Here is a 25,444-nt window from a genome sequence, read left to right as displayed (position 1 = left end):
TTGACGCATGTCGCAGACGACCGATGCATCGAAGACGCTGCGCGTGGGGGTGGTCGGCCTCGGTTTCGCCGGGACCACCCATCTCGACGCCTTCACCGCACTCCCCGGCGTGGAGGTGATCGCCCTCGCCGGACAGGAACCCGAACGGCTCCGCGAACTCGCGACCAGCCGTGGTGTCCCGAACGCGTACGCCGACTGGCAGGACCTCGTGGCCCGGGACGACCTGGACATCGTGTCGATCGGTGTGCCGAACAGCCTGCACCACCCGATCGCCGTCGCCGCGCTCGAGTCCGGCAAGCACGTGTTCTGCGAGAAGCCCCTCGCCACCACCGGCGAGCAGGCGCAGGAGATGGTCGACGCGGCCGTCCGCAACGACCGTGTGCTCGAGGTCGCGTACAACCACCGCCGCCGCGCCGACGTGCAGTTCCTCGCGACGCACCTGCGCCGCGGGCAGACGGCGGGTGACGCCGTCGACACCACCGATGACGGTGCCCTGGCCGCGCTCGGCACCGGCCCGATCGGGAACGTCTACCACGCCCGCGCGAGCTGGATGCGACGAGCCGGCATCCCCGGCATCCGCAGCTGGTTCGTCAACAAGGAGACCGCCGGCGGCGGTCCGCTCATCGACCTCGGCTCGCACGTGCTCGACATCGCCCTGCACCTGATGGGCGAGCCGCGCGTGGTGACGGCGAGCGCCGTCACGTACAACGAGCTCGGTCGCGCCGGGCGCGGCGGCAGCGACCGCGACCCGGTGTCCGCCGCCACCGGTCGTCCGTTCGACGTCGAGGACTTCGCGAGCGCCCTGCTCCGCTTCGAGGACGGCGCGAGCCTGCTCCTCCAGGCGTCGTGGGCCAGCTACTCGAAGGACGTCGAGGACATCGAGGTCGAGCTGCTCGGCTCGACCGGTGGCGCGCGGCTGTTCGTCCGCGACTACGCCACCGAGGGCACCGTCACCCTGTACTCCGACGAGCAGGGCGTCCCGACGGTCACCCGCCCGGGTGTCCAGGTCCCCGCGGGCCACCACCAGCGCGTGATCGAGGAGTTCCTCGCGACCATCCGCTCCGGGCTGCACGACGGGCACCACGGCGAGTTCGCGCTGCACCGGAGCCGCGTGGTCGACGCCATCTACGCGTCGGCGCAGGCCGGACACGAGGTCGAGGTGGTCCGGTGAACATCGTCGTCTGGAACGAGAACGTCCACGAGACCCGCGGCGACGAGACCGTCCGCGAGCACTACCCGGACGGCATCCACACGGTCGTCGCCGCCGGACTGGAGGCCCGACTCGCCCCCGGCGCGGACGGTGCCGACGGCACGCACCCGGCCCACGGCCAGCACGCGTCGACCCACACCGTCACGACCGCCACGCTGCAGGAGCCCGAACACGGCCTGACCGAGGAGCGCCTGGCCGACACCGACGTCCTGTTCTGGTGGGGGCACATCGCCCACGACCAGGTCGCGGACGAGGTCGTCGACCGGGTGGTCCGACACGTGCACGCCGGCATGGGCCTCGTGGTGCTGCACTCCGGCCACTACTCGAAGCCGTTCACGCGCCTGATGGGCACGACGTGCTCGCTGAAGTGGCGCAACGACGGGGAGCGCGAACTGGTCTGGACCATCGCACCCGAGCACCCGATCGCCGCCGGGGTCCCGCACCCGATCGTGATCGACCGCCAGGAGATGTACGGCGAGCACTTCGACATCCCGCGCCCGGACGAAGAGGTCTTCCTCTCGACGTTCGCCGGTGGCGAGGTGTTCCGCTCGGGCGTCGCCTACCGCCGCGGGCTCGGGAAGGTGTTCTACTTCTCGCCGGGCGACCAGGAGTACCCGGTGTACCACCACCCCGACATCCAGCGGGTCCTCGCGAACGCGGCGCAGTGGGCGGCCCCCACCGGCCCGCGCCGACAGCTGACCGCCGACCCCCACCCGAGGGACTGGTTCCTGCCCGAGGGCTGACCTCGACGAGCACGCACCGCGACGTGACCGGAGCACACCGGGAGCCTCAGCGCGCTGGGGCCCCCGGCTTGTCCGTGAAGGCCGCCACGAGCAGTGTGGCGAGCAGCCCGAACCCGGTCAGGACGACGCCGAGCGCCGCGAGCTGCCAGTAGGCGCTGCCGACGTGCTGTGGCTGGGTGAGGACCTCAGGCCACCACGGCTCGAGGAACGGCACGGAGCCCGGGAACGGGTCGAGTCCGAACATCGCCAGGCCGCCCAGGAGCATGAGGACCCCGAGCGCCGCCATCGTGCCCCGTCGGCGTCCGAGGGCGTGGACGACGAGCGCCGCACCCATCCCGACCAGACCGACCACGGCGATCGAGAACGCCACGACGAACACCGGCTGCGGCACGAGCGCGAACCAGTCGAGCACGGCGATCGGCACCAGCAGCCACCGACCGGTCCTGGCCCACCGCCTGGGCTCCTGCCATCCATGCATGTCGGCACGGTACGACACGAACCCGGACGACCGCCCGGCTACGATCGCCGTCGTGCCCACCCCCGGAGCCGAGGTCCACGTCGACGTCCCCCTCGTCCGCGCTCTGTTGGCCGACCAGCACCCGGACCTCGCCGACCGGTCGCTCACGGTCGTCGCGAGCGGCTGGGACAACGTCCTCGTCCGCATCGGCCCCGCGGTCCGCCCGGGTGCCGGTCCCGACGTCGACCTCGCCGTCCGGCTCCCTCGGCGGGCCGCGGCGGCGGCCCTCGCCCTGCACGAGCAGCGCTGGCTGCCCGAGGTCGCCCGCCTCGTCGGTGACCTCGCCCCCGTCCCGGTCCCTGTCCGGACCGGCCGGCCGGCCCTCGGTTTCCCCTGGTCGTGGAGCGTCGTGCCCTGGTTCCCGGGCGAGACGATCGGCAGCAGGACCGGTGGGACGTCGGTGGCCGAGACCCTCGCAGCGTTCCTGGCCGCCCTGCACGTGCCGGCGCCGGCGGACGCCCCGGTCAACCCGGTGCGTGCGGTGCCGCTGCACACCAGGACCGAGGCGGTCGCCACCCGGCTCGCGTCACACCCCGTGCCGCGGGCCGGCGAGCTCGCGACCGCGTGGCGGACGGCGGCGGACCTGCCCGGGTACGCCGGGCCTCCCGTCTGGGTGCACGGCGACCTGCACCCGTTCAACCTGCTCGTCGAGACGGGGCCGACCGGCGACCGGCTGTCCGCCGTCGTCGACTTCGGCGACGTGACGGCGGGGGACCCGGCCGTCGACCTCGCGACCGCCTGGTTGACGTTCGACCGGGAGGCCCGGGCCGACTTCCGGGGTCGCCTCACCGCGCAGGACGGCAGCCTCGACCCGCACGCCTGGGGGCGGGCGCGCGGCTGGGCCGTCTCGATCGCCTCGGCCCTCGCCGTGGGTGACGAGCCGTCCGCCCGTGCGGTGGCACGCCGGGCGATCGACGCGGCCCTCGACGACTGAGCGAGCGGTCCTCCGCTTCGCGCACGACGGGACGACGGGGGCTACCGCCACCGGGAGCCCGGGGTTACCGTCTCCCCACACCATCCGTGCACGTGAAGATCGGGAGGGGCCCTCATGACCCTCGAGTTCCGCGTCCAGCACGACGTCGCCACCGACGCCGCTCCCTCCCGTCGTCCCGTCCCCGACCGGCGCAGCCGGGTCCGGCGGGCGCTCGACCACCTCGCCGCACGACGCACCGCAGCCCACCTGCGGCGTCTCGAGGCGGACCAGGCCGAACTCGCCGACCTGCAGCGCGTGCTCTCGGACGCACGAGCCGTCGTGGAGCGCGGGTGGATCCAGCACGCCTGGTTCGCCTACCTCGACGACCGCGGACGGACCCGGACCGCCTCGAGCGCCGCCGCCACCGAGGTCACCGGCCGGCCCCTCGTCGGGGCGTGCCTGGTCGGCGCCGTGGTCGACGCTGCCGGTGGTCCACACGCGGTGCACGCACAGCCGGTGCAGCGCTCCCTCGACCTCGTCTGGCACGCGCTCGCCGTGTCCGAAGGGTCCCCGGTGACCTGGTGCCCCGCTCCCGACGTCCGGATGGCCCGCGTGCGGGACCTGACCCGGTGGAACGACAGCGGTGGACGGACCGCGGAGCAGGTCGCCGGGTTGCTGCTCACGGCCGAGCGGGTCGCGGTGCAGGAGTCGGACCGGGTCGTCGAGCGGATGTGCGCCGTGCGCGAGAAGGTCACGGGGCGCGGATCGGGCCTGTAGCCGACGATCCCTCCTGATCGTTACCGTTCTCCCAGGGTGCCCGGTACAGCTCTGCTCTCATCAGGGGTTCTCATCGCACGTTCGATGGGTGTTCACCCGGGAACGGTTGTCCCGCAGTCGGCCGGACGTCGGGGACCTGCGTAGCTTGGGGCCGTTCGTGCCCCGTTCCGTGGGTCGAACTGCCGACCGGAGGGAGCGGAGAACCGGTGTTCCAGTACATCGCCGAGCGATGGGACCAGATCTGGTTCTCGTCCTGGCAGCACTTCTCGCTGGTGGTCCAGTGCGTCGTGCTCGCGACCGTCATCGCCGTGGTCCTCGCGGCGCTCGTCTACCGGATCCCCGGTCTGCGGTCCGCCGCGAACGAGGTGTCCACGATCGGGCTCACCCTGCCCTCGTTCGCCGTGATCGGCCTGTTGCTCGTGCCGCTCGGGTTCGGCGTCGTGCCGTCCGTCGTCACCGTGACGTTCTTCGCCGCGCTGCCGATCCTCCGCAACGCGGTCGTCGGGCTGAACGAGATCCCGCCCGCCGTCGTCGAGTCGGCCCGGGGCATCGGGATGAGCCGCTTCCGCACCCTCGTGCAGGTCGAACTGCCGATGGCGTGGCCGATCATCCTCACCGGCGTGCGGGTCTCCGCGCAGATGGTGATGGGCGTCGCCGCCGTGGCGGCGTACGCACTCGGCCCCGGGCTCGGCAGCTTCATCTTCTCCGGGCTCTCCCGCCTCGGCGGTGCGAACTCCCTCAACTCCGTGGTCGTCGGCACCGTGGGCGTCGTGCTGCTCGCCCTGGTCCTCGACCTCCTGCTCCTCGGCCTCGGCCGCCTGACCACCTCGAGAGGTATCCGTGTCCAGCACTGACTCCCCGACCACCGCGCCCGACACCGACGTCACCGGCCGGAGCATCCTGCTCGACCAGGTGACGAAGCGGTACCCGGGCCAGGCGAAGCCCGCGGTCGACGGCATCACGCTCGAGATCCCGGCCGGCAAGATCGTCATGCTCGTCGGTCCCTCGGGCTGCGGCAAGACCACCACGCTGAAGATGATCAACCGCCTCATCGAACCGACCGAGGGGCGCATCGTCGTCGGCGACGACGACGTCACGAAGATCGACGGCGACGAGCTGCGCCGCCGGATGGGCTACGTCATCCAGGCCGGTGGCCTCTTCCCGCACATGACCGTCGCGGCGAACATCGCGATCGTGCCGAAGATGCTCGGTTGGTCGAAGGAGAAGATCGCCGCCCGCGTCGACGAACTACTCGACCTGGTGTCGCTCGACCCCGACACCTACCGCGACCGTTACCCCCGTGAGCTCTCCGGCGGTCAGCAGCAGCGCGTCGGTGTCGCCCGTGCCCTGGCCGCCGACCCGCCCGTCCTGCTCATGGACGAGCCCTTCGGTGCCGTCGACCCGATCACGCGTCAGCGCCTGCAGGACGAGCTCATCCGGATCCAGGCGGAGCTGCACAAGACGATCGTCATCGTCACGCACGACTTCGACGAGGCCGTGAAGCTCGGCGACTGGATCGTCGTGTTCTCCGAGGGCGCGCACATCGTGCAGTACGACTCCCCGGAGCGGATCCTCGCCGAGCCCGCGAACGAGTTCGTCGAGAACTTCATCGGGTCGGGCGCCGGGCTCAAGCAGCTCACGCTCACCCGTGTCCGCGAGGTCGGACTGGCCGACGCGGTCACCTGCTCGCCGGGCGAGCAGACCGAGGCCGTCCTGCAGCGCATGCGCGAGGCCGGCGGCCACGGGCACGCCGTCGTCGTCGACCGGCGTCAGCGGCCGATCGGGTGGCCGTCGCGCCGCCAGCTCGAGCGCCTGGACCGGATCCCGGAGGGCATCGAGGCGGGTCTGCCCGTCGTCTCCGAGGCATCGACCCTCAACGACGCGCTCGACACCATGCTCGTCTCGAGCGCCGGCGCCGCGCTCGTCACCGGTCGCCGGGACGCCTTCCAGGGCGTCATCACGGTCGAGACGGTGATGGAAGCGATCACCCGCACCCGCGCCGCGGCCGCCGAGGACCAGGCGTACACCCCCGTCGGGACGAACACGAACCCCCTCCAGACGATGCCGAGCAGCCCGGCCGTCGACCTCGGGGACGAGCCCGCCGGGTCCGCCGACGACTCGCTCGTCACCGACGCGGTGCCCGCCGACGGCCGGGACGACCGGTGAGCGACGTCGTCACCGCCTCCCCGGCGACCGGGAAGCGGACCAGCTGGCGCGGGCTGGTGATCCAGCCGGTGGTGATCCTCGTCGTCCTCGCCGCGTTCGCGGTCTGGCTCGCGAACGCGGACCTCAGCGCGACCGAGCGCAGCACCCTCAACCCGTCCGGGCTGCTCGACCTGGCCTGGCAGCACGTCCTGCTCACCGTCGTGTCGACGATCATCGTGCTCGTCGTCGCCATCCCGCTCGGCATCGCCCTCACGCGCGGCCCGCTGCGGAGAGCGAGCGGCACGATCCTGGCGGTCGCGAACTTCGGCCAGGCCGCCCCCGCGGTCGGCCTCGTCGTGCTCCTGGCCTTCTGGCTCGGGTTCACGTTCTGGGCCGCGGTCGTCGCGCTCGTGCTCTACGCGATCCTGCCCGTCCTGCGGAACACGATCATCGGCATCGAGAGCGTCGATGCCCGTCTCGTCGAAGCCGGCCGGGGGATGGGCATGAGCGCCGCCGCGGTGCTGCTCAAGGTCGAACTGCCCCTCGCCGTACCCGTCATGCTCGCCGGCATCCGCACCGCGCTCGTGCTCCTGGTCGGTTCCGCCGCCCTCGCCACGTTCATCGGTGCCGGCGGCCTCGGGTTGCTCATCACCACCGGCGTGAACCTCTTCCTGCCGAAGGTGCTCGTCGCCGGCGCGCTCCTCATCGCCCTGCTCGCCCTGTCGATCGACTGGCTCGGCCGCATCGTCGAGACGTACGCCCGACCGAAGGGACTCCGATGACCCGCCGACCCACCACCCGCCGTGCCCGCCGGCTGCTGACCGCTGCCGCCCTGGCCGGCGTCACCACGGGCCTCCTGGCCGGCTGCGGGCTGCAGCCCGCAGCGTCCTTCGTGCCGGCTGCCGCACCCGGCACGATCGAGCAGATCGACAGCCTGCCCGAGGACGCCCCGCTCACCGTCACGTCGAAGAACTTCACCGAGCAGCTCGTGCTCGGCAAGATCGCCGTGCTGGCCGCCTCGGCCGCGGGCTTCGACGTCACCGACGAGACGAACGTGCCCGGTTCGGTGGCCGTCCGGCAGCTCATGACCTCGCACGACGCCGACATGACGTACGAGTACACGGGAACCGCCTGGCTGACCTTCATGGGGCACAAGGAGGGGATCCCGGACAAGACCGAGCAGTGGCAGGCGGTCAAGGACGAGGACGCCGGCAACGGGCTGACCTGGCTGGCGCCGGCGCCGATGAACAACACGTACGCGTTCGCCGTCCGGAAGGAAGCGGTCGAGGACCTCGGCGGCATCACGAAGCTGTCCCAGATCGCGGAGCTGCCCGCCGACCAGCGCACGTTCTGCGTCGAGTCGGAGTTCAACTCCCGTGCCGACGGCTTCAAGCCGATGCTCGAGAAGTACGGGCTGACGCTGGGTGGGTCCGGCGACGGCGCGATCCCGAAGGACAACGTCGACATCCTCGACACCGGCACGGTCTACACGGCGACCGACCGCGGGACGTGCAACTTCGGCGAGGTCTTCACGACCGACGGCCGTATCAAGTCCCTCGGGCTGAGCGTGCTCGAGGACGACCGCGGGTTCTTCCCGGCGTACAACGTCGCCCCCGTGCTGTCGACCTCGGCGCTCGAGGAGTACCCGCAGCTCGAGGGGGTCTTCGACCAGATCTCGCCGAAGCTCACCGATGCGGTGCTCCAGGAGCTCAACCGCCAGGTGGACGTCGAGGGGCGCGAGCCCGCGGACGTCGCGTTCGAGTGGATGGTGGAGGAGGGCTTCATCACGGAGCCCTGAGGTCGCTGCGCGACCCACGACGGACGGGAGGCCCGTGGCGACACCGGCACGGGCCTCCCGTCCGTCTTCACGCGGGTCAGGGCCCGGCTCCGGGCGGACCGTCGTCCGTCGCCGGTATCGTCGTCGCATGGCACTGTTCGGACGACGCAAGCCCGACGTGCGCGACCGACCCGTCAGCCAGGTCGAACTGAAGCGCGCCGTGGACGAGGGCTTCCTCATCGCGAAGGCCGCCGTCACCGTGGCCGTCGCGAACCGCATCATCACGAACGCCCTGCGCGACCAGGGGTACTTCGACCACGCCCTCATCGCCGACGCCACCCGCCAGGAACTCCACCGGATGGCCGAGGAACAGCGCGCCGACGCCGAGCGGATGCGCGAGATCCGGGTCCGGTCGAGCAAGCAGGGCGGGAGGTCGCAGCACCAGCACGACTACCGCCGCGGCGACGACCTCAAGCTCCGGACGCGCGAGGCGACCTACGAGGAACTCGCCCGGCGGCTCGACGCCCGTCGCGACGACCAGTACTTCGTGGACGGCATCGTGCTCGCCGCTCGGGCCCGGGCCTGGGACGACATCGGCACGACCGTCGTCGGACGACTCGGATGGGCGCAGCGGCCGGCCGACGACTACGAGGTCGGGCGGGAGGAGCGCGTGCAGCAGCTCCTGGACGAGGACTTCGCGGCACTCGTCGCCGAGCACCCCGTCGGCACGGGCCGACCGGTCGGTGACGACGACCCGACGGACGCGGACGGATCGGACGACGGCACGGACCCGGCCGAGGCGGACACCACCACGAGCTGATCGGGCGCCGGTACCACGTCCAGCCGCCGCTCCGTAGGCTCACCCGCATGGTTGATGCGGTGGTCGTCGGAGCCGGACCGAACGGGCTGGCCGCGGCGGTGACCCTCGCCCGCGCCGGGCTCAGCGTCGAGGTGGTCGAACGGGACGACACCATCGGTGGTGGTGCCCGGACGAAGGAGTTGACCCTCCCGGGTCACCTGCACGACGTTTGCTCGGCCGTGCACCCGATGGCACTGCAGTCCGAGTTCTTCCGCGCCTTCGGCATGGAGCAGCGCATCGAGCTCCGACTGCCCGAGGTCCAGTACGGCCACCCGCTCGACAACGGCCGGGCGGGCATCGCGTACCAGGACCTCGAGCGCACCGCGGACAGCCTCGGCATCGACGGCGGGGCGTACCGGCAGCTCATGGCCCCGCTCGTCCGGAACGCCGACCAGGTGTCCGACTTCGCCACCGACGCCCTGCTGCACGTCCCCCGGCACCCGGTGACCGTGGCCCGGTTCGGCCTTCGCGCGCTCGAACAGGGCTCCCGCGCCTGGAACCTGCGCTTCCGCGACGAGGTCGCCCCGGCGATGATCAGCGGCGTGGCGGCGCACTCGATCCAGCACATGCCGTCCCTCGCCACCGCGGCCGCAGCGCTCTCGCTCGGCGTCTACGCGCACGCCCGCGGCTGGCCGGTGCCGATCGGCGGGAGCCAGGCGATCGTCGACGCGCTCGCCGCCGACCTCGTCGCGCACGGCGGCACGATCGAGACCGGCCGTGAAGTCCACTCGCTCGGGGACCTGACACCGGCCAAGGCGGTGTTCTTCGACACGAGCGTCCCCACCATGCTCAGCATCGCCGGGAACCAGCTGCCGTCGCCGAAACGCGGAGCACTGCGCCGCTTCCGGTTCGGCAACGCGGCGGCGAAGGTCGACTTCGCGCTGTCCGAGCCGGTGCCGTGGACGAACCCCGAGCTCCGTCGCGCGGGCACCGTGCACATCGGCGGCACCCGCGCCGACATCGCCGAGGCCGAGGCGCAGGTCGCGCGCGGGCAGGACCCCGAGCGGCCGTACGTCCTGGGCTCCGAACCGACCGTCGTCGACCCGAGCCGGGCACCGGAGGGCGGACACGTCTTCTGGGCGTACGCGCACGTCCCGGCCGGCTCGACGGTCGACCACCAGGAGTCCGTCATCCGCCAGATCGAACGGTTCGCCCCGGGCTTCCGCGACACCATCGTCGCGACGAACAGCCGGACCGCCGCCGACATGGAGCAGTACAACCCGAACTACTCCGGCGGGGACATCGCCGCCGGTGCCGCGAGCTTCTGGCAGCTGGTCAAGCGCCCGGTGCTCTCGAGTGACCCGTGGCGGATGGGCGGTGGCATGTACCTGGCCTCGCAGTCCGCGGCTCCGGGTCCGGGGGTGCACGGCATGGCAGGCTGGCACGCGGCGAAGAGCGCCCTCCGGCACACCTACGGGCTGCCGGTGGACGTCGACCTGGCACCGAGGAGCTGACATGGCGAAGAACGTCCGGATCATCCACTGCACGCCGGAAGAGGTCTTCGACGTCCTCCGCGACGGCTGGCTCTACCCGACGTGGGTGGTCGGAGCCTCCCGGATGCGCGGCGAGGACCCCGGCTGGCCCGCGGTCGGCACGAAGATCCACCACTCGTTCGGCATCTGGCCGTTCGTGATCAACGACACGACGCACGTGCTCGAGTACGACGAGCCCCGCCGCATGGTCATCCAGGCTCGGGGTTGGCCGGTGGGCGAGGCGCGCGTCGAGGTCGAGGTCGAGCCGCACCCCCGAGGGTGCCGCGTCACGATCCGCGAGAACCCGGCGGAGGGCCCGGGGTCGCTCGTCCCCGGGTTCATCGCCCAGCCGGGCATCTGGTTCCGGAACCGCGAGACCGCCCGCCGGCTCGGCTGGGTCGCCGCGGGGCGCGCGCGCAGCCACTGACGCTGCTGAGCGCTGACACGCCCCCGTGTGCGTGCGACGCCGCGCCCTACGCGAGACGCCGCCGGATCCCGCGGCGTCCGTGCGAGATGGCGGCGTCTGAGCGAGGCGGCCCCGCGCTACTCCTCGCGCGAGAAGGCGCTCGCCCGGGCGACCTGGTCCGCGGTGAGCGCGACGCCCGTGTACCGCTCGAACTGACGGGCCGCCTGGAGGGCGATGACCTCGGCTCCCGTGATGACGTGCGCCCCGGCCTCGCGACCGGCCCGGACGAGCGGGGTCTCGGCGGGGAACGCGACGACGTCGAACACGGTCTGCGCTGACGCGATGCGGTCGGGTGCGAAGGACAGCGTCGTCTCCTCGTCGCCGCGCATGCCGAGCGGCGTGACGTTGACGAGCAGGTCGGCGTCGCCGGCACGGTCCTCGGCATCGACCCAGGCGTACCCGTACTGGTCGGCGAGGGCGCTGCCGGTCGCCTCGTTCCGGGCGACGACGGTGAGGTGCTCGAACCCGGCACCCCGGAACGCCGCCGTGACCGCCTTCGCCATGCCGCCGGACCCGCGGAGCAGGACCCGGGCGGAGCGGTCGACCCCGTGCGAGTCGAGCAGGGACGCGACGGCCTCGTAGTCGGTGTTCGAGGCGGTCAGGACCCCGCCGTCGTTGACGATCGTGTTGACCGAGCGGATCGCCCGCGCCGACTCCTCGAGCTCGTCGACGAGGGGGATCACGTCCTCCTTGAACGGCATCGACACCGAGCAGCCGCGGATGGCGAGCGCACGGATGCCGGCGACCGCGCCGGGCAGGTCCGTCGTGGTGAACGCCTTGTAGACGAAGTCGAGTCCGAGTTCGTCGTAGAGGAAGTTGTGGAAGCGGGTGCCGATGTTGCTCGGGCGGGCGGCGAGCGAGATGCACAGCTGCATGTCCTTGTGGAGGATGGGCATGGCGTCAGTGTCCCACGAGGGCGCTGATGGAGCGGTCCATGAGGTGTCGTTCCGGACGGGGAGCGGCCCGCTGGCGTACCGTGACGCGGGATGACTGCTCTCCCTGACACCATGCGCGCCGTCCGCTTCGACGAGTGGGGCGACCGCTCCGTCCTGCACGTCGCCGAGGTCCCGGTCCCCGACGTCGCTCCCGGCCGCGTGCTCGTGAAGGTCCGCGCCGCCGGCGTCAACCCCGGCGAGTCCGCGATCCGCCAGGGCGTGGTGGACGACCACGACCCGTCGAGACTGCCGTCCGGCCAGGGCACCGACCTCGCCGGCACCGTCGCCGCGATCGGCCTGGACGTCGACGGGTTCGAGGAGGGCGACGAGGTCCTGGGCTGGTCGTGGGAGCGCTCGAGCCAGGCCGAGTACGTCTCCGTCCCCGCCGGACAGCTCGTCCCGAAGCCCCGCCTGCTCTCGTGGGAGGCGGCGGGCGGTCTCGACGTCATCGCCACCACCGCGGCAGCAGCCGTCCGTGCCGTCGACCCGCGAGCCGGCGAGACGGTCGTCGTCTCCGGTGCTGCCGGTGGCGTGGGTGGGTTCGTCACGCAGCTGCTGACGAACGAGGGCGTCGACGTCATCGCGATCGCCTCCGAGGCGAACCACGAGTGGTTGCGCGGGAAGAAGGCCCGCCCGGTCGCGTACGGCGACGGGGTCGAGGAGCGCATCCGCGAACTCGCCACGAACGGCATCGACGCGCTCATCGACACGTTCGGCCCGGAGTACGTGCACCTCGGCATCACCCTCGGGATCCCCGCCGACCGCATCGATACCGTGATCGCCTTCGACGCTGCGGCCGAGGTCGGGGCCAGGGCCTCCGGCAGCGCGGACACCGCCGACCCGGAGATCCTGTCGGCGCTGGCGAACATGGTCGCCGACGGCTCGATCGAGGTCCCGATCGCCGCGACCTACCCGCTCGACCGCGTGCAGGACGCCTACGCCGAGCTCGAGGAGCGCCACACCCGCGGCAAGATCGTCCTGCTCCCGTAGGGCGACTGCCGGGAGGCCCGTCCAGCGCTGGTGGGGTTGCCCCCACCCTCGAGCCGGGTGCGGCCCGGCTGCCGCCGCGCAGCGCGACCCCGTAGCGTCGGGGACATGACGAACACACTCCACCGTCCCCGCTCCGGTCGCATGCTCGCCGGGGTCTGCGCCGGCATCGCCGACCGCTTCGGTTGGTCCCGCACCGCCGTCCGCGTGCTCTGGGTCCTGCTCAGCCTGTTCCCCGGGCCGCTCTGGATCGCCTACGTGGTGCTCTGGGTCGTGATGCCGACGCAGGGCGCCCGTCGCTGAGGGTGCCACCCGGGGAGCGGAACGCCGACACTGGCCGACCCGTCCGGACGGCGTAGGCTCGCCGTCGTGCCGGTCTCCGTCTTCGAGCTGTTCAGCATCGGTGTCGGCCCGTCGAGCTCCCACACCGTGGGACCGATGCGCGCCGCCGCCGAGTTCGCCGCGCGCATGGCGGACGGCCCCGTCGACACGATCCGCGTCGACCTCTACGGCTCGCTCGCCTCGACCGGTCGCGGACACGGGACGCTCGGCGCCGTCGCGGTCGGGCTCATGGGGCACCGACCCGAGGACGTCGACCCCGACGTGATGACGGCCGCGCTCGACGCCCTCGAGTCCACCGGCAGACTAACCCTGGCGGGCGGGACCGCCGTCCCCTTCCGGCTCGACGACATCGTGCTGCACCCGTTGACGATGTTGCCCCGGCACCCGAACGCGATGCGCCTCCGGACGTTCGACGCGACCGGGACCGAGACCGCGGTCGAGACGTACTACTCGATCGGCGGCGGGTTCATCGCCCGCGACGGGGACGAGGAGCCGGGCGAGGACGTCGCCGGCACCGCGATCCCCGTGGAGACCGACGCGGTGCCCCACCCCTTCTCCAGCGGAGCCGAGCTGCTGTCCGCATGCGCGACCGCGGGCCTCCCGGTCAGCGGTGTGGCGCTCGCCAACGAGACCGCGAGCCGCACCGAGGACGAGGTCCGTGCCGGACTCCTGCGCATCCACGCCGTGATGGAGGACTGCGTCGAGCGCAGCGTCCGCCGCACCGGCACGCTCCCCGGTGGACTCGAGGTCCGGCGTCGCGCCGCCGACTGGTACGAGCAGCTCACCCGCGACGACCCGGACCACGACCCGCTCTTCGCGATGGAGTGGGTGAACCTCACCGCGATGGCGGTCAACGAGGAGAACGCCTCGGGCGGTCGCGTCGTCACCGCGCCGACGAACGGTGCTGCCGGGATCATCCCCGCGGTGCTCGCCTACGCACTGACCTACGTCGGACCGGTCGCACGCGGGTCCCGGACGGAACGGGACGACGCAGTCGTGCGGTTCCTGCTCACCGCCGGTGCGATCGGCTCGATCTACAAGGAGCGGGCGTCGATCTCCGGAGCCGAGGTCGGCTGCCAGGGCGAGGTCGGGTCCGCTGCCTCGATGGCGGCGGCCGGGCTCGCCGAGGTCCTCGGCGGCACCCCGGAGCAGGTCGAGAACGCGGCCGAGATCGCGATGGAGCACAACCTCGGGCTGACCTGCGACCCGATCGGCGGCCTCGTGCAGATCCCGTGCATCGAGCGGAACGCCATCGCCGCGAACAAGGCCGTGAACGCCGCCCGGATGGCCCTGCGCGGCGACGGGGTGCACCACGTGTCGCTCGACCAGGTCGTCGAGACGATGCGGCAGACCGGTGCCGACATGTCGACGAAGTACAAGGAGACCGCGATGGGCGGCCTCGCGGTGAACGTCCCGCTCTGCTGAACTCCCGCCGCGGTCCCCGGAACTGGGGCTGCGGCACCCGTGCCACCCCGGGTTAGCGTGCAACGTCCGTCACCGAGCGGACCGGCGGCCCGGGACGGCCGTCGTCTCCGACCCCCGGAAGCGATCGTTGATGTCACCCCGCACGCCGACCCTCCTCGCCGCCACCGCCGTCGTGGTGGCGCTCGCCGTCACCGGCACGGGCCTCCCCGCGCAGGCGCAGCCCAGCGCCACCGTGCCCACCGCGCCTGCTGATCCGGCCGCCGGTGGTGTGCCGGCGCCGTCCGACCCGACGGCCGGTGCGACCCCCGACGACACCCCGGTCGACCTGACGCTGGTCCTCCGCCCGGTCGACCCGGCCGCCCTCGCCGCCCTGCCGGTGTCGACCACGGGTGACACCGCCGATCAGCGTGCTGCGGCGGTGGAGGCGGTCGCCCCCGTCGACGACGCCCGGTCGCGCGCCCGCGCCGTGCTGACGGGTGCGGGCTTCACCGTGACCGACCCGGACACGTGGGAGGTCGAGGCACACGGCACCGCTGCCCAGGCCGAGGCCCTGTTCGGGGTCGAACTGGTCGGCACCGGTGACGGCATGCACCCCGTCGCCGAGCCGACCCTGCCACGGGCCTTCGACGGCGCCGTGGTCTCCGTGCTCGGGCTCGACACCCGCCCGGCACTGGCCCACGCGGCCGTCCCCGGCGGGTACGCCCCCGCCGACCTGGCGAGCGCGTACCGGTCCTCCGGGTCGGCCACCGCGGGTACCGGTGCGACCATCGCGACCGTGCAGTTCTCCGGCTGGGACCGCAACGACCTCAGCGCCTACGCCGCGGTGACCGGACGGAAGCTCCCCGCGCTCGACCAGATCGCGGTCGACGGTGCCGACCCGCACAAGGGTGACGGCAACCAGGGCGAGAACGAGGTCGCGCTCGACCAGCAGGCGCTGCTCGCGGTTGCGCCCGGCGCCCGGCAGCGCGTGTACGTCACGCAGAACTCGTTCCAGGGCAGCTACGACGCCTACAGCCGCATCGCCGACGAGGTCCGCACCGCGGGCATCACGGCGGTGAGCATCTCGTGGGGCAGCTGTGAGACGCGGACCCCGGCCGGAGCGCGGGCGGCGCTCGACGCGGCGCTCTCGCGGATCGTCGCAGCCGGTGCCACCGTCTTCGCCGCGACCGGGGACGACGGCGCGCAGTGCCCGACCGGCCCGACGACGACCATCCGCGACGTCTCGTACCCGGCGTCCTCACCCGCGGTCGTCGCCGTGGGTGGCACGTCCCTCACGAGGACGAAGACCGGTTGGACGGAGGCCGGGTGGTCGAACTCCCTCGGCGCCGGCGGTGGCGGTCCCTCTGCGGCCTACGCCCGGCCCGCGTGGCAGACCGGCATCAGCGGTGCGAAGCGCATGCTGCCCGACGTCGCGGCGCTCGCCGACCCCGCGAAGGGACCCGCGGTCTACATGTCCACGGCGCGCGGCTTCGTGCTCGGCGGTGGCACGAGCCTGGCGTCCCCGGTGCTCGCCGGGCAGCTCGCCGTCGCACTGACCGCACGCGGATGCGCAGCCGGCGTCGGCGACGTGCACCAGGCGCTGTACGCGAACCCGACGGCGTTCCGCGACGTCACCTCCGGCAGCAACGGCACGTTGCGCGCTGCCCGGGGTTGGGACGCGGCGACCGGGCTCGGCTCGCCGAACTGGTCCACCCTCGGCCGACTGCTCCCCACCGCGGCGGACTGCACGCGACCGACCACCACCGCGGCCGCGGCGGGAGCGGACGCCACGTCCGTTGTCTCGGGGACCGGGACCGTGCCGTCCGGGACGTCGATCCACTCCCCGAACGGCCAGTACTGGCTCGACATGCAGGTCGACGGCTCCCTGGTCGAGTGGGGCAACGGCCGACGCCTCTGGCAGAGCAGCGGTCGGGCCGAGGGCGCCGGGTTCCGCCTCGACAGCCGCGGGCGGCTCTCCGTCGTGGCTCCGTCCGGTGCGGTCCTCTGGTCCACGACGGCGACGACCACCTCCGGTGGCGCCCGCCTGACGGTCGACGACGCCGGCGACGTCCGGGTGACCGCACGGAACGGCGCCGTGCTGTGGCGCAACAAGGCCCCCGGTGCCGACCGGCTCGTCCCCGGGGCCACGCTCGTCGCCGGCCAGTCCCTACGAGACGGCACGTCCGGCACCCGACGGCTCAGTGTGCGATCCGACGGGAGCCTCGTCCTCGGCTCCGGCAGCCGGGTGCTCTTCCGGAAGTCCGGCGGCGGACAGGGCGCGTCCCTCCTGCTGCTGTCGAACGGCGACCTGGTGCTCGCGGGGCCGTTCGGTCAGACCCGGTGGTCCACGGCCACGGGGAAGCGCGGGGGGTCCGGCGTGGTCCTGCGGATGCAGTCGGACGGCAACCTCGTGCTGCGGAAGGGGTCGACCGTGATCTGGAAGAGCGGGACCCGGGGCTGAGCGCCCCGGGCCACCCGGCTCACCCGGCGAGCAGCGCGAGCAGCCGCGAGGTCTCCGCGGCCACGGCGTCCCGACCCGCGGCGACGTAGCGGCGCGGGTCGACCAGGTCCGGCCGTTCGTCGAGCACGTCGCGCAGGGCCCGGGTGAACAAGCCGTTCAGGTGCGTCGAGATGTTGACCTTCGTCATGCCGGCCCGGACCGCCCCACGGAGCTCCTCGTCCGACAGGCCCGACGAGCCGTGCAGCACGAGCGGCACCGGGACGGAGGCCCGCAGCCGCTCGACGAGGTCCCGGTCGACGGACGCCTCGCGGGTCTGCATCGCGTGTGAGGTCCCGACCGCGACCGCCAGGGCGTCGACGCCGGTGGCGTCGACGAACGCGGCGGCCTCGTCCGGGTCGGTCCGGACACCGGGTGCGTGCACACCGTCCTTGCCGCCGACCTCGCCGAGCTCCGCCTCGATAGCGATCCCGGCGGCGTGGCACGCGTCGGCCAGCTCCCGGGTCGCCGCGACGTTGGCGTCGTGGTCCAGATGCGAGCCGTCGAACATGACTGAGTCGACGCCGAGGGCGATCCCGGCGTGGACGAGTGCTCGGTCCTCGATGTGGTCGAGGTGCACCAGGACCTCGACGTCGGCGGCCCGCGCGACGGCTTGGGTCGCGGTGACGATCGGCGTCAGCCCGCCGTGGTAGCGGATGCAGTTCTCGCTGATCTGCAGGACGACGGGCAGTGCGGCCCGTTCGGCACCGGCCACGATGGCCTCGGCGTGCTCGAGGAGGACGACGTTGAAGGCGCCGACGCCCCGATGGGCGGTGCGGGCGGTGTCGAGGAGCCCGGTGAGGGCGAGGGCGGTGGTCATGTGGAGCTCCCGGTTCGGTCGAGCTGGGTCAGGAATCGGTCGACGGCGTCGCGGTCGACCTCGCCCGCGACGGGGCGCAGGACCGCGGCGGCGCCGTACGCCGCTGCGCTGCGCAGGGCGTGCCGGAGGACGTCGTGTCCGAGGGGGTCCGGCGCCTGGGCATCCGTCGTGCGGCGGCCGTCGGGCGCCGTGAGCGCGAGGACGAGCCCGGCCGTGGCGGCGTCGCCCGCGCCGGTCGGGTTGCCGTGGACGTCGGGGACCGCCGCGACGGAGACGACCCCGTCCCGCGTGTGCGCGCTGATGCCCGCGGAGCCCGCGGAGACGACGACGACCGCGGCTCCGCGTGCGAGCAGGTCGAGGGCGCCGGCCCGCTCGTCCGGGGCACCGGTGGCGTCGAGGAGCTCGTCGCGGTTCGGCTTGCAGATCGTGGCGCCCGCGGACGCGGCCTCGAGCAGCGCCGGACCGGACAGGTCGGCCACGACCAGCACCCCCGCGTCGACCGCGCCGCTGACCCAGGGGCGGACCACGCGGGGATCGGTGCCGCGCGGGAGGGACCCGGACACGACGAATGCGGACGCGGCGGCCCAGGTCGCGCGCACCGCGACGCCCACCGCAGCCCATTCGTCCGCGGTGACCGCGGGGCCGGGTTCGCCGTACATGGTCGGGTGCGCGAGGTCGTCGACGACCGTCACCGTGGTCCGTGTGTCCCCGGCGACCGGCACGGCCGTCGTCGTGAGCCCGTCGCGCTGCAGTGCCGCGGCCGTCCAGGAGCCGGTGGTGCCGCCGAGCGGCAGGACCGACGTCGTCTCCACGCCCGCCGCGTGGAGCACCCGGGCCACGTTGACGCCCTTCCCGCCCGGTCGGCGGGCGACGTCGAGCACGCGCTGGGTCACCCCCACGGCCTGTTCGGCGACGCGGTAGGTGACGTCGACCGCCGGGTTCGGGGTGAGGACGACGATCACGCGGGGACCTCCAGGACGGTGGGGCGGCCCTCAGGGTCGAGGACGACCAGGTCGGCGGCGGCGCCGACGGTGAGGGGTGGACGCAGGCCGAGCACCGCGGAGGCCCGGACGGACGAGGCGGCCACGGCCTCCCGGACGTCGTCAGGACGAGCACGACCGGGCCGACCCCCGGGACGAGCGGCGAGGACCCGGGCGACGGCGTCGCCGACGGTGATGGTGCTGCCGGCCAGCGAGGACCGGTCGGCGAGCATCGCGACACCGCCCTCGACGACGACGTCGGATCCGGCGATCCGGTAGGCGCCGTCGGCGCAGCCGGTGGCGGCCATCGCGTCCGAGACGAACACCAGGCGGTCACCGGCGGTGCGGCGGACCAGGTCGACGGCGACCGGGTCCAGGTGGTGGCCGTCGACGATGCACTCCACGGTCAGCCGGTCGTCGGTCAGGGCGACCCCGACCGGACCGGGCACACGGTGGTGCAGCGGGGGCATGCCGTTGAAGAGGTGGGTGACCAGGGTGGCGCCGGCGTCGGTCGCTCGCTGCACCTGCTCGCTGTCGGCGTCGGTGTGGCCGATCGCGGCGACGATCCCGGCGTCGACCAGGCGGCGGATCGCGTCGATCGCACCAGGGAGTTCGGGGGCGAGCGTGACCACCCGGAGGGCTGGGCCTCCGGCGTCGATCAGGAGGTCGACCTCGGCGGCGGTCGGCGGGTGCAGCAGGGCGACCGCATGCGCGCCGCGGCGGGCGGGCGCGAGCCACGGCCCCTCGAGGTGCAGGCCGGCGAGCGTGCCGTCGGTGACGAGCGGTCCGAGGCGGTGGAGTGCGGCGACCGTGTCCGGCACCGTCCCGGTCGCGATCGAGGCGACGAGGTGTGCCGTGCCGCGTCCGGCGTGGTGCGCGACGGCGGCGCGGGCGTCGTCGGCCGAGCACGAGGCGAAGTCGTGGCCGAGGGCGCCGTGCGCGTGGAGGTCGACGAAGCCCGGGACGACGGTGCCGGGAGCCTCGACCACGTGGTCGCACGAGGGTGCCGGGCCGCTGCCGACCGCGGCGACCCGATCGTCGGTCACCGTGATCCAGCCGTCGACCAGGTCGAGTTCGGCGGTGACCACCCGTGGGGCGCGGACGAGCGTCGTCACGCCGACACCGCCGTCGGGCCGTCGTCTCGGTGCGGACGGTCGTCGTCCTGCCGGCGGTGGCTCGGGAGGTCGCGGTCCAGCAGCTCCTGCGCCAGGAGAGCGGCCCCGATCGCGCCGGCGGTGTCACCGTGCCGTGCGCCGACGACGGCCGGGACGCGGACGCCGGCCAGCCGATCGCCCAGCGCCGCGGTGAGGGGGTCGAGCAGGAGCGGACCGGCCTGCGCGAGTCCGCCGCCGATGACCAGGGTGTGACACCCCGCGGTGGCCGTCAGCCAGGCCAGCGCGTCGGCGAGCACGTCGACGCAGTCGTCCCACGCCCGGCGGGCGACGAGGTCGTCGGCGCGGACGCGGAGCATCGCGGCGTGCGCGGTCGGTACGCCGCTCCGACGTGCGACGGCACCGGCCGAGGCGACCTCCTCGACCCGGAGGCCCGCGTGCGGACCGTGGACGATGCGGACCTGGCCGATCTCGCCGGCCCAGCCGTCACCGCTGACGACGCGCCCGTCGACGACGAGGGCGCTCGCGAGCCCGGTGCCCACCGGGACGAACGCGACCGCGCCGTGGTCGAGCCCGCCGGCCCGCACCTCGGCGAGGGCCCCGGCGCGCACGTCGTGGCCGAACGCGAGCGGGACGTCGGTGCCCGTCGCCCGGAGGGCCGCAGCGACCCGCTGGCGGACGGGGACGTCCTGCCAGCCGAGGTTCACGGACAGCACCGACCGACCGGCGGCCTCGTCGACCACACCGGGGACGACCAGGCCGACGGCGTCGAGGCCGGCGCCGTGCTGTCGGGCGACCGAGCGCGCGTGCACGGCGAGCTCGGCCACGACGACGGCGAGGGCCCCGGCCGCGGGGTCGTCTCGCGGGGTCGGGACACGCTGCTCGTCGAGCAACCGTCCGTCGTCGGCGGTCAGTCGGGCCTTGATGCCCGTGCCGCCGACGTCGACCCCGAGCACTGCCCCGCGTGCCGTCATCAGGTGAGGATGACCGACCGGGTGAGCGAGCGCGGGTGGTCCGGGTCGAGACCGCGGCGCTCGGCGAGGGCGACGGCGAACCGGTGCACGACGACGAGTCCGGCGAGCGGGTCGAGGTCATGGTGCACGAGGCGGGCACCGGTGGCCGCGACCTCGTCGGCGAGACCGTCCGGCACCGGGCCGAGGGACCAGACCAGGCGGCCGGGCTGCGCGATCGCGATCGGACCGTGGCGGTAGTCCATGGCGGGGTACGACTCGGCCCAGAACTGCGCGGCCTCGCGCGTCTTCAGAGCGGCCTCGGACGTCAGACCCACCGCGGCGCCACGGCCGACGAACGTCACCTGCTCGGCGTCGAGCAGGTCGTCGATCGGCAGGGTCAACGCGGTCTCGGCCTGGGCTGCGAGGGCCTCGACGTCGTCGCCGAGGGAGGCGCGGAGCAGCGCGAGCGCCGTGGTGGCGAACCGGGTCTGCACCACGGAGCGCTCGTCGGCGAAGGGCAACGCGACGACGTCGTCGGCGTCCGCGGCGGCCGGGCTGTCCGGCACGGCCGTGATGAGCACGGTCCGCTGGTCGGGCAGGGCGCGCAGCAGGTCGATGATCTCGGTCGTGGTGCCCGAGCGCGAGATGGTGACGACGCGGTCGTACCGGCGCGCGGCGGGGTACTCGGAGCCGGCGAAGGCGTCGGTCTGCCCGAGGCCTGCGGACTCGCGGGCGACGGCGTAGCTCATCGCGATGAACCAGCTCGTGCCACAGCCGATGACGGCGACGCGCTCACCCGGCTGGGGGAGGACGTCGATGAACGAGGGCAGCAGGGCCGCGGCGGAGCGCCAGGAGTCCGGCTGCGATGCCAGCTCGGCGCCCACGAAGGTGTCGGACATGGTGTCCTTCCGGTCGGACCGATCCTTGGTGATCGGTACGGGCCAGCATGACGATCGATCGTGCGCGATGCAAGTACAAAACGTCATTTCCGATCACGAGCGTGCCGGACCAGCGCCCGTAGGATGACGCCATGACCCCGCAGCAGAGGCTCAACGCCCTCCTCGAGTTGGTGAGCGATCGCGGCAACGTCTCGATCACCGAGATCGGCGACGCGCTCGGGATCTCCGCGGCGACCGCTCGTCGCGACCTCGCCACCCTCGCCGACCAGCGCCTGGTGACCCGGACGCACGGCGGTGCCGCGGCACTCGGAGCGGGCTACGAGCTGCCCCTGCAGTACAAGATCGCCCGTCAGGCCGAGGCGAAGACCGCCATCGCCCGGGCGACGGCCGCACTCGTGGCCCCCGGTGACACGGTCGGGCTCAACGGCGGGACGACGACGACCGAGGTGGCACGGGAGCTCGGCAAGAGCGAGCGCTTCCTCCGCGCCGACGGCGAGTACGGCATCACCATCGTCACGAACGCGCTCAACATCGGGTACGAGCTCTCGGTCCGCGCGAACGTCAAGATCGTCGTGACCGGCGGCGTCGCCCGTCGCCAGTCCTACGAGTTGATCGGCCCCCTGGTGCGCGACACGCTCGACGAGTTCGCGCTCGACGTGGTCGTGCTCGGGGTCGACGGCCTGACCGGCCAGTACGGCGCCACCACCATGCACGAGGGTGAGGCGGAGGTCAGCCGGCACTTCGCCTCCGTCGGACGGCGGGTGATCGTGGTCGCCGACTCCACGAAGATCGAGCGCTCCACCTTCGCCCGGATCTGCCCGCTCGACCGCATCGACGTCCTGGTGACGGACCGGGACGTCCCGGCGCAGTTCGCCGCAGACCTGGCCGCCGCCGGCGCGGAGCTCGTCGTCGCCGACTGATCCTCCGCCAGGGGCCCGACGCGCGGCCCGGGCGGCACGTTACCGGCGTGTAAAACCCTCGTATCTCGCTTCCGTGAGCGATCCATGAGCACATATTGTGCATTCATGATCGATTTGGCATCATGGCCGTCACAATCACGCAAGGGAGCGAGATGAGCATCACGAGCACGCGAACACTGCGGGTCGGCGTGGTCGGCATCGGTCAGCGGTCGACCATCGCGAACCACGTCGCCGCCGCCGGACTCGACGCCGACGGGGTCGACGCCCGGATCGTGGCCGCAGCCGACGTCACGGCGTCGGGGCGGCAGCGAGCCGCCGATGCCTGGCCGGACGCCACCGTCGTCGACGGCCACCGCGCACTGATCGGAGCCGACGGCGCCGAGAACCTCGTCGACGCCGCGATCGTCACCACCCCCGACTGGACGCACGCCGAGATCGCGATCGACCTGCTCCGTGCCGGCATCGCCGTCTACCTCGAGAAGCCCCTCGCCATCACGGTCGAGGACGCCGACGCCGTCCTCAACACCGCCGCCGAGACCGGTACTCCACTCTACGTCGGCCACAACTTCCGGCACGCGGCCGTGGTCCGCCTGATGCTCGACGTGATCGGGCGCGGCGAGATCGGCGAGGTCAAGGCCGTCTGGGTGCGCCACTTCGTCGGCAACGGCGGCGACTACTACTTCAAGGACTGGCACGCCGACCGCAGCCACGTGAACTCGCTCCTGCTGCAGAAGGCCAGCCACGACCTCGACGTCGTGCACGCCCTTGCCGGCGCGTACACCAGCCGCGTCGTCGGCATGGGCTCGCTCTCGGTCTACGGCGACGTCACGGACCGCCGGGACCGCAGTGACGAGTTGATGACCGACTGGTTCTCGTTCGACAACTGGCCGCCCGCCGAGCAGACCGGCCTGAACCCCGTCGTCGACGTCGAGGACGTCTCGATGGTCATGATGACGCTCGAGAACGGCGTGCAGGCCAGCTACGAGCAGTGCCACTTCACGCCCGACTACTGGCGGAACTACACGGTGATCGGCACCCACGGTCGCCTCGAGAACATCGGTGACACCGGCGGCGGCGTGGTCAAGGTCTGGAACCACCGCCGCAACTGGGACGTGGCCGGGGACGTCGAGTACCCGATCGACGGCGTCGAGGACGGCCACGCCGACGCCGACCTGCTCACCATGACCGAGTTCCTCCGCTCCCTGGCGTTCGGCGAGCCGACCACCCTGTCCCCGATCGCGGCACGGGCCGCCGTCGCCGCCGGGGCGCTCGCCACCCGCTCGCTCCGCGACGGCTCCGTCCCCATCGACGTGCCGCCGCTCCCCGACGCCACCCTCCGACACTTCGCGACCGCTCCCGACCGCGACGACGTTCCCGAAAGGACCACCCGATGACCGCTCCCACCGCCCACCCGGGCCGCGGCCGCCGCCGCGCACTGCTCGGTCTCGCAGCCGCCGTCAGCGCCGTCGCGCTGCTCGCCGGCTGCAGCAGCGCCTCCTCCGCGGGGTCCTCCGACTCCGGTTCGGGCGAGGTCGCGAAGGACACGAAGGCGAACCTGACGTACGCCGTCTGGGACCAGAACCAGGTCGACGCGATCAAGGCCAACATCGAGGGGTTCAACGAGGAGTACCCCGACATCACGGTGAACGTCGACGTCACGCCGTACGCCAACTACTTCACCAAGCTGCAGACCCAGGGCTCGAGCAACACCCTGCCCGACCTGTTCTGGATGAACGGGCCGAACTTCCAGCTGTACGCAGCCAACGGCAAGCTCGCCCCGATCACCGGCTCGGTGGAGTCCGGTGCGATCGACCCGGCGAACTACTCGGCAGCGCTCAACAAGCTCTACACGTACGACGGCACCCAGTACGGCGTGCCGAAGGACTTCGACACCATCGGCGTCTGGATGAACAAGGCGCTGTTCGACAAGGCCGGCGTCGCCATGCCGTCGAAGGACTGGACCTGGGACGACTTCCAGGAGACCGGCGCCGAGCTGTCCGACAAGCTGAAGTCCGACGGCGCGTACGGTGCCGCCGCGGGCATGGACGGCCAGACGACCTACTACGACACGATCTTCCAGGCCGGCGGCTCCGTGATCGACGGGGACGAGTCGGCGTACGACACGAAGGCCGCGCAGGAGGGCATCGGCTTCTGGACCGACCTGATCGCGTCGGGCGCCTCGCCCTCGATCAAGCAGCTGACCGACACCACGGCGGACCAGTGGTTCACCTCCGGCAAGGTCGCGATGTACCAGGGTGGCAGCTGGTTCCGGTCGGCGCTGATCGGTTCCGACATGGAGAAGGACGTCGTCGCCTACCCGCTGCCGAAGGGCAAGGAGCAGGCGACCGTCATCCACGGAGTCTCGAACGTCGTCGCGGAAGGGTCGAAGGACAAGGCCGCCGCGCAGGCACTCCAGGCCTACCTGGCGAGCAAGCCCGCCCAGCAGCAGCAGGGCGACATGGGCGCGGTCATCCCCGCCTACACCGGCACGCAGGACGCCTTCACGAAGACCATGCCGGACGCGGACCTGCAGGTCTTCCTCGACGCGGTCGACTACGCGAAGCCGCTGCCGGTGTCGAAGAACACCGCCGCGTGGAACACGCTGGAGACGAACCTGCTGCCCAGCGCGTTCGACGGGTCCGAGCCCGTCGACCAGGTGACGGAGGAACTCGCCCGGAAGATGGACGCGGCACTCGCCAAGGAGTGAGGGACGCCG

The 25,444-nt window shown here is 72.8% G+C and carries 25 protein-coding genes; 18 read left to right on the top strand and 7 right to left on the bottom strand.

Annotation, left to right across the window (positions count from 1 at the left end; all coding sequences use genetic code 11):
• Positions 1-7: 7 nt before the first annotated feature.
• Entirely contained in the window at positions 8-1,171 is a 1,164-nt protein-coding gene (locus DEJ18_RS15415) for a Gfo/Idh/MocA family protein (protein ID WP_111209914.1), read from the top strand.
• A complete protein-coding gene (locus DEJ18_RS15410) occupies positions 1,168-1,953 on the top strand; it encodes a ThuA domain-containing protein (RefSeq protein WP_111209915.1) in 786 nt (261 codons plus the stop codon). The genes DEJ18_RS15415 and DEJ18_RS15410 overlap by 4 nt, the downstream gene beginning before the upstream one ends.
• A gap of 46 nt (positions 1,954-1,999) precedes the next feature.
• Here the strand turns inward: DEJ18_RS15410 and DEJ18_RS15405 are convergent, their stop codons facing one another.
• Positions 2,000-2,431 (bottom strand): hypothetical protein, encoded by a 432-nt coding sequence (locus DEJ18_RS15405; protein ID WP_146241506.1) that lies wholly within the window; start codon positions 2,429-2,431, stop codon positions 2,000-2,002.
• 52 nt (positions 2,432-2,483) lie between these two features.
• Between DEJ18_RS15405 and DEJ18_RS15400 the strand changes: the two genes are divergently transcribed.
• The 9 genes from DEJ18_RS15400 (at position 2,484) to DEJ18_RS15360 (ending at position 10,840) form a co-directional block, all read left to right on the top strand.
• On the top strand, positions 2,484-3,404 hold the full coding sequence (locus DEJ18_RS15400; RefSeq protein ID WP_258376865.1) for an aminoglycoside phosphotransferase family protein: 921 nt from the start codon (positions 2,484-2,486) through the stop codon (positions 3,402-3,404).
• A 114-nt stretch (positions 3,405-3,518) separates the two neighbouring features.
• Positions 3,519-4,160: a DUF6197 family protein gene (locus DEJ18_RS15395; RefSeq protein ID WP_111209917.1), complete on the top strand. Its 642-nt coding sequence runs from the start codon at positions 3,519-3,521 to the stop codon at positions 4,158-4,160.
• 206 nt (positions 4,161-4,366) lie between these two features.
• The gene (locus tag DEJ18_RS15390; RefSeq protein WP_111080090.1) at positions 4,367-5,014 is read left to right on the top strand and encodes an ABC transporter permease; all 648 of its coding nucleotides are present in this window, start codon (positions 4,367-4,369) and stop codon (positions 5,012-5,014) included.
• Positions 5,001-6,326 (top strand): ABC transporter ATP-binding protein, encoded by a 1,326-nt coding sequence (locus DEJ18_RS15385; RefSeq protein WP_111209918.1) that lies wholly within the window; start codon positions 5,001-5,003, stop codon positions 6,324-6,326. The genes DEJ18_RS15390 and DEJ18_RS15385 overlap by 14 nt, the downstream gene beginning before the upstream one ends.
• Positions 6,323-7,087 (top strand): ABC transporter permease, encoded by a 765-nt coding sequence (locus tag DEJ18_RS15380; RefSeq protein ID WP_111209919.1) that lies wholly within the window; start codon positions 6,323-6,325, stop codon positions 7,085-7,087. Before DEJ18_RS15385 ends, DEJ18_RS15380 begins: the two co-directional genes overlap by 4 nt.
• Positions 7,084-8,103 carry a glycine betaine ABC transporter substrate-binding protein gene (locus tag DEJ18_RS15375; protein WP_111080087.1) on the top strand — a complete coding sequence of 340 codons (1,020 nt, stop codon included), beginning with the start codon at positions 7,084-7,086 and terminating at the stop codon, positions 8,101-8,103. Before DEJ18_RS15380 ends, DEJ18_RS15375 begins: the two co-directional genes overlap by 4 nt.
• 127 nt (positions 8,104-8,230) lie before the next feature.
• Positions 8,231-8,902, top strand: coding sequence for a hypothetical protein (locus DEJ18_RS15370; RefSeq protein WP_111080086.1), 672 nt, complete (start codon positions 8,231-8,233; stop codon positions 8,900-8,902).
• A 47-nt stretch (positions 8,903-8,949) separates the two neighbouring features.
• Positions 8,950-10,395 carry a phytoene desaturase family protein gene (locus DEJ18_RS15365; RefSeq protein WP_111209920.1) on the top strand — a complete coding sequence of 482 codons (1,446 nt, stop codon included), beginning with the start codon at positions 8,950-8,952 and terminating at the stop codon, positions 10,393-10,395.
• Position 10,396: 1 nt separating this feature from the next.
• Positions 10,397-10,840, top strand: coding sequence for an SRPBCC family protein (locus DEJ18_RS15360; protein WP_111209921.1), 444 nt, complete (start codon positions 10,397-10,399; stop codon positions 10,838-10,840).
• A 116-nt stretch (positions 10,841-10,956) separates the two neighbouring features.
• Here the strand turns inward: DEJ18_RS15360 and DEJ18_RS15355 are convergent, their stop codons facing one another.
• Entirely contained in the window at positions 10,957-11,775 is an 819-nt protein-coding gene (locus DEJ18_RS15355; protein WP_111209922.1) for a shikimate 5-dehydrogenase, read from the bottom strand.
• A 90-nt stretch (positions 11,776-11,865) separates the two neighbouring features.
• Here DEJ18_RS15355 and DEJ18_RS15350 point away from each other — a divergent pair, with 90 nt between their 5' ends.
• The 4 genes from DEJ18_RS15350 (at position 11,866) to DEJ18_RS15335 (ending at position 17,008) form a co-directional block, all read left to right on the top strand.
• Positions 11,866-12,804: an NADP-dependent oxidoreductase gene (locus DEJ18_RS15350; protein WP_111209923.1), complete on the top strand. Its 939-nt coding sequence runs from the start codon at positions 11,866-11,868 to the stop codon at positions 12,802-12,804.
• Positions 12,805-12,909: 105 nt separating this feature from the next.
• Positions 12,910-13,104 carry a PspC domain-containing protein gene (locus DEJ18_RS15345; RefSeq protein ID WP_111209924.1) on the top strand — a complete coding sequence of 65 codons (195 nt, stop codon included), beginning with the start codon at positions 12,910-12,912 and terminating at the stop codon, positions 13,102-13,104.
• A 66-nt stretch (positions 13,105-13,170) separates the two neighbouring features.
• Positions 13,171-14,568, top strand: coding sequence for an L-serine ammonia-lyase (locus DEJ18_RS15340; RefSeq protein WP_111209925.1), 1,398 nt, complete (start codon positions 13,171-13,173; stop codon positions 14,566-14,568).
• Between the two features lie 130 nt (positions 14,569-14,698).
• Positions 14,699-17,008, top strand: a complete 2,310-nt coding sequence (locus DEJ18_RS15335; RefSeq protein WP_111209926.1) for a S8 family serine peptidase — start codon at positions 14,699-14,701, stop codon at positions 17,006-17,008.
• 19 nt (positions 17,009-17,027) lie between these two features.
• On the opposite strand, the gene DEJ18_RS15330 is transcribed toward DEJ18_RS15335, so the two are convergent.
• The 5 genes from DEJ18_RS15330 to DEJ18_RS15310 are packed head-to-tail and all read right to left on the bottom strand — an operon-like array spanning position 17,028 to position 21,808.
• Positions 17,028-17,864, bottom strand: a complete 837-nt coding sequence (locus DEJ18_RS15330; RefSeq protein ID WP_111209927.1) for a class II fructose-bisphosphate aldolase — start codon at positions 17,862-17,864, stop codon at positions 17,028-17,030.
• Positions 17,861-18,826, bottom strand: a complete 966-nt coding sequence (locus tag DEJ18_RS15325) for a 1-phosphofructokinase family hexose kinase (RefSeq protein ID WP_111209928.1) — start codon at positions 18,824-18,826, stop codon at positions 17,861-17,863. The genes DEJ18_RS15330 and DEJ18_RS15325 overlap by 4 nt, the downstream gene beginning before the upstream one ends.
• Positions 18,823-19,959 carry an N-acetylglucosamine-6-phosphate deacetylase gene (locus tag DEJ18_RS15320; RefSeq protein ID WP_111209929.1) on the bottom strand — a complete coding sequence of 379 codons (1,137 nt, stop codon included), beginning with the start codon at positions 19,957-19,959 and terminating at the stop codon, positions 18,823-18,825. The genes DEJ18_RS15325 and DEJ18_RS15320 overlap by 4 nt, the downstream gene beginning before the upstream one ends.
• The gene (locus DEJ18_RS15315; protein WP_111209930.1) at positions 19,956-20,930 is read right to left on the bottom strand and encodes an ROK family protein; all 975 of its coding nucleotides are present in this window, start codon (positions 20,928-20,930) and stop codon (positions 19,956-19,958) included. The genes DEJ18_RS15320 and DEJ18_RS15315 overlap by 4 nt, the downstream gene beginning before the upstream one ends.
• On the bottom strand, positions 20,930-21,808 hold the full coding sequence (locus tag DEJ18_RS15310; protein ID WP_111209931.1) for an SIS domain-containing protein: 879 nt from the start codon (positions 21,806-21,808) through the stop codon (positions 20,930-20,932). Before DEJ18_RS15310 ends, DEJ18_RS15315 begins: the two co-directional genes overlap by 1 nt.
• A gap of 131 nt (positions 21,809-21,939) precedes the next feature.
• Between DEJ18_RS15310 and DEJ18_RS15305 the strand changes: the two genes are divergently transcribed.
• The 3 genes from DEJ18_RS15305 to DEJ18_RS15295 all read left to right on the top strand — a co-directional run bounded on the left by DEJ18_RS15305 (position 21,940) and on the right by DEJ18_RS15295 (position 25,435).
• Positions 21,940-22,728, top strand: a complete 789-nt coding sequence (locus tag DEJ18_RS15305) for a DeoR/GlpR family DNA-binding transcription regulator (RefSeq protein WP_111080073.1) — start codon at positions 21,940-21,942, stop codon at positions 22,726-22,728.
• 152 nt (positions 22,729-22,880) lie between these two features.
• Positions 22,881-24,122: a Gfo/Idh/MocA family protein gene (locus DEJ18_RS15300; protein ID WP_111209932.1), complete on the top strand. Its 1,242-nt coding sequence runs from the start codon at positions 22,881-22,883 to the stop codon at positions 24,120-24,122.
• A complete protein-coding gene (locus DEJ18_RS15295) occupies positions 24,119-25,435 on the top strand; it encodes an ABC transporter substrate-binding protein (protein WP_111209933.1) in 1,317 nt (438 codons plus the stop codon). The genes DEJ18_RS15300 and DEJ18_RS15295 overlap by 4 nt, the downstream gene beginning before the upstream one ends.
• Positions 25,436-25,444 lie beyond the last annotated feature (9 nt).

Source organism: Curtobacterium sp. MCSS17_015, assembly GCF_003234265.2.
In the GTDB taxonomy this organism is placed as follows: Bacteria; Actinomycetota; Actinomycetes; order Actinomycetales; family Microbacteriaceae; genus Curtobacterium.
This window is presented reverse-complemented; position numbering and strand designations above follow the sequence as displayed.

Excerpts from the sequence above, each read along its gene's own strand:
- DEJ18_RS15415 (WP_111209914.1), top strand. The coding sequence starts at position 8 with ATGTCGCAGACGACCGATGCATCGAAGACGCTGCGCGTGGGGGTGGTC.
- DEJ18_RS15405 (WP_146241506.1), bottom strand. The coding sequence starts at position 2,431 with ATGCATGGATGGCAGGAGCCCAGGCGGTGGGCCAGGACCGGTCGGTGG.
- DEJ18_RS15395 (WP_111209917.1), top strand. The coding sequence starts at position 3,519 with ATGACCCTCGAGTTCCGCGTCCAGCACGACGTCGCCACCGACGCCGCT.
- DEJ18_RS15375 (WP_111080087.1), top strand. The coding sequence starts at position 7,084 with ATGACCCGCCGACCCACCACCCGCCGTGCCCGCCGGCTGCTGACCGCT.
- DEJ18_RS15370 (WP_111080086.1), top strand. The coding sequence starts at position 8,231 with ATGGCACTGTTCGGACGACGCAAGCCCGACGTGCGCGACCGACCCGTC.
- DEJ18_RS15365 (WP_111209920.1), top strand. The coding sequence starts at position 8,950 with ATGGTTGATGCGGTGGTCGTCGGAGCCGGACCGAACGGGCTGGCCGCG.
- DEJ18_RS15360 (WP_111209921.1), top strand. The coding sequence starts at position 10,397 with ATGGCGAAGAACGTCCGGATCATCCACTGCACGCCGGAAGAGGTCTTC.
- DEJ18_RS15355 (WP_111209922.1), bottom strand. The coding sequence starts at position 11,775 with ATGCCCATCCTCCACAAGGACATGCAGCTGTGCATCTCGCTCGCCGCC.
- DEJ18_RS15350 (WP_111209923.1), top strand. The coding sequence starts at position 11,866 with ATGACTGCTCTCCCTGACACCATGCGCGCCGTCCGCTTCGACGAGTGG.
- DEJ18_RS15345 (WP_111209924.1), top strand. The coding sequence starts at position 12,910 with ATGACGAACACACTCCACCGTCCCCGCTCCGGTCGCATGCTCGCCGGG.
- DEJ18_RS15335 (WP_111209926.1), top strand. The coding sequence starts at position 14,699 with ATGTCACCCCGCACGCCGACCCTCCTCGCCGCCACCGCCGTCGTGGTG.
- DEJ18_RS15330 (WP_111209927.1), bottom strand. The coding sequence starts at position 17,864 with ATGACCACCGCCCTCGCCCTCACCGGGCTCCTCGACACCGCCCGCACC.
- DEJ18_RS15315 (WP_111209930.1), bottom strand. The coding sequence starts at position 20,930 with ATGACGGCACGCGGGGCAGTGCTCGGGGTCGACGTCGGCGGCACGGGC.
- DEJ18_RS15310 (WP_111209931.1), bottom strand. The coding sequence starts at position 21,808 with ATGTCCGACACCTTCGTGGGCGCCGAGCTGGCATCGCAGCCGGACTCC.
- DEJ18_RS15305 (WP_111080073.1), top strand. The coding sequence starts at position 21,940 with ATGACCCCGCAGCAGAGGCTCAACGCCCTCCTCGAGTTGGTGAGCGAT.
- DEJ18_RS15300 (WP_111209932.1), top strand. The coding sequence starts at position 22,881 with ATGAGCATCACGAGCACGCGAACACTGCGGGTCGGCGTGGTCGGCATC.
- DEJ18_RS15295 (WP_111209933.1), top strand. The coding sequence starts at position 24,119 with ATGACCGCTCCCACCGCCCACCCGGGCCGCGGCCGCCGCCGCGCACTG.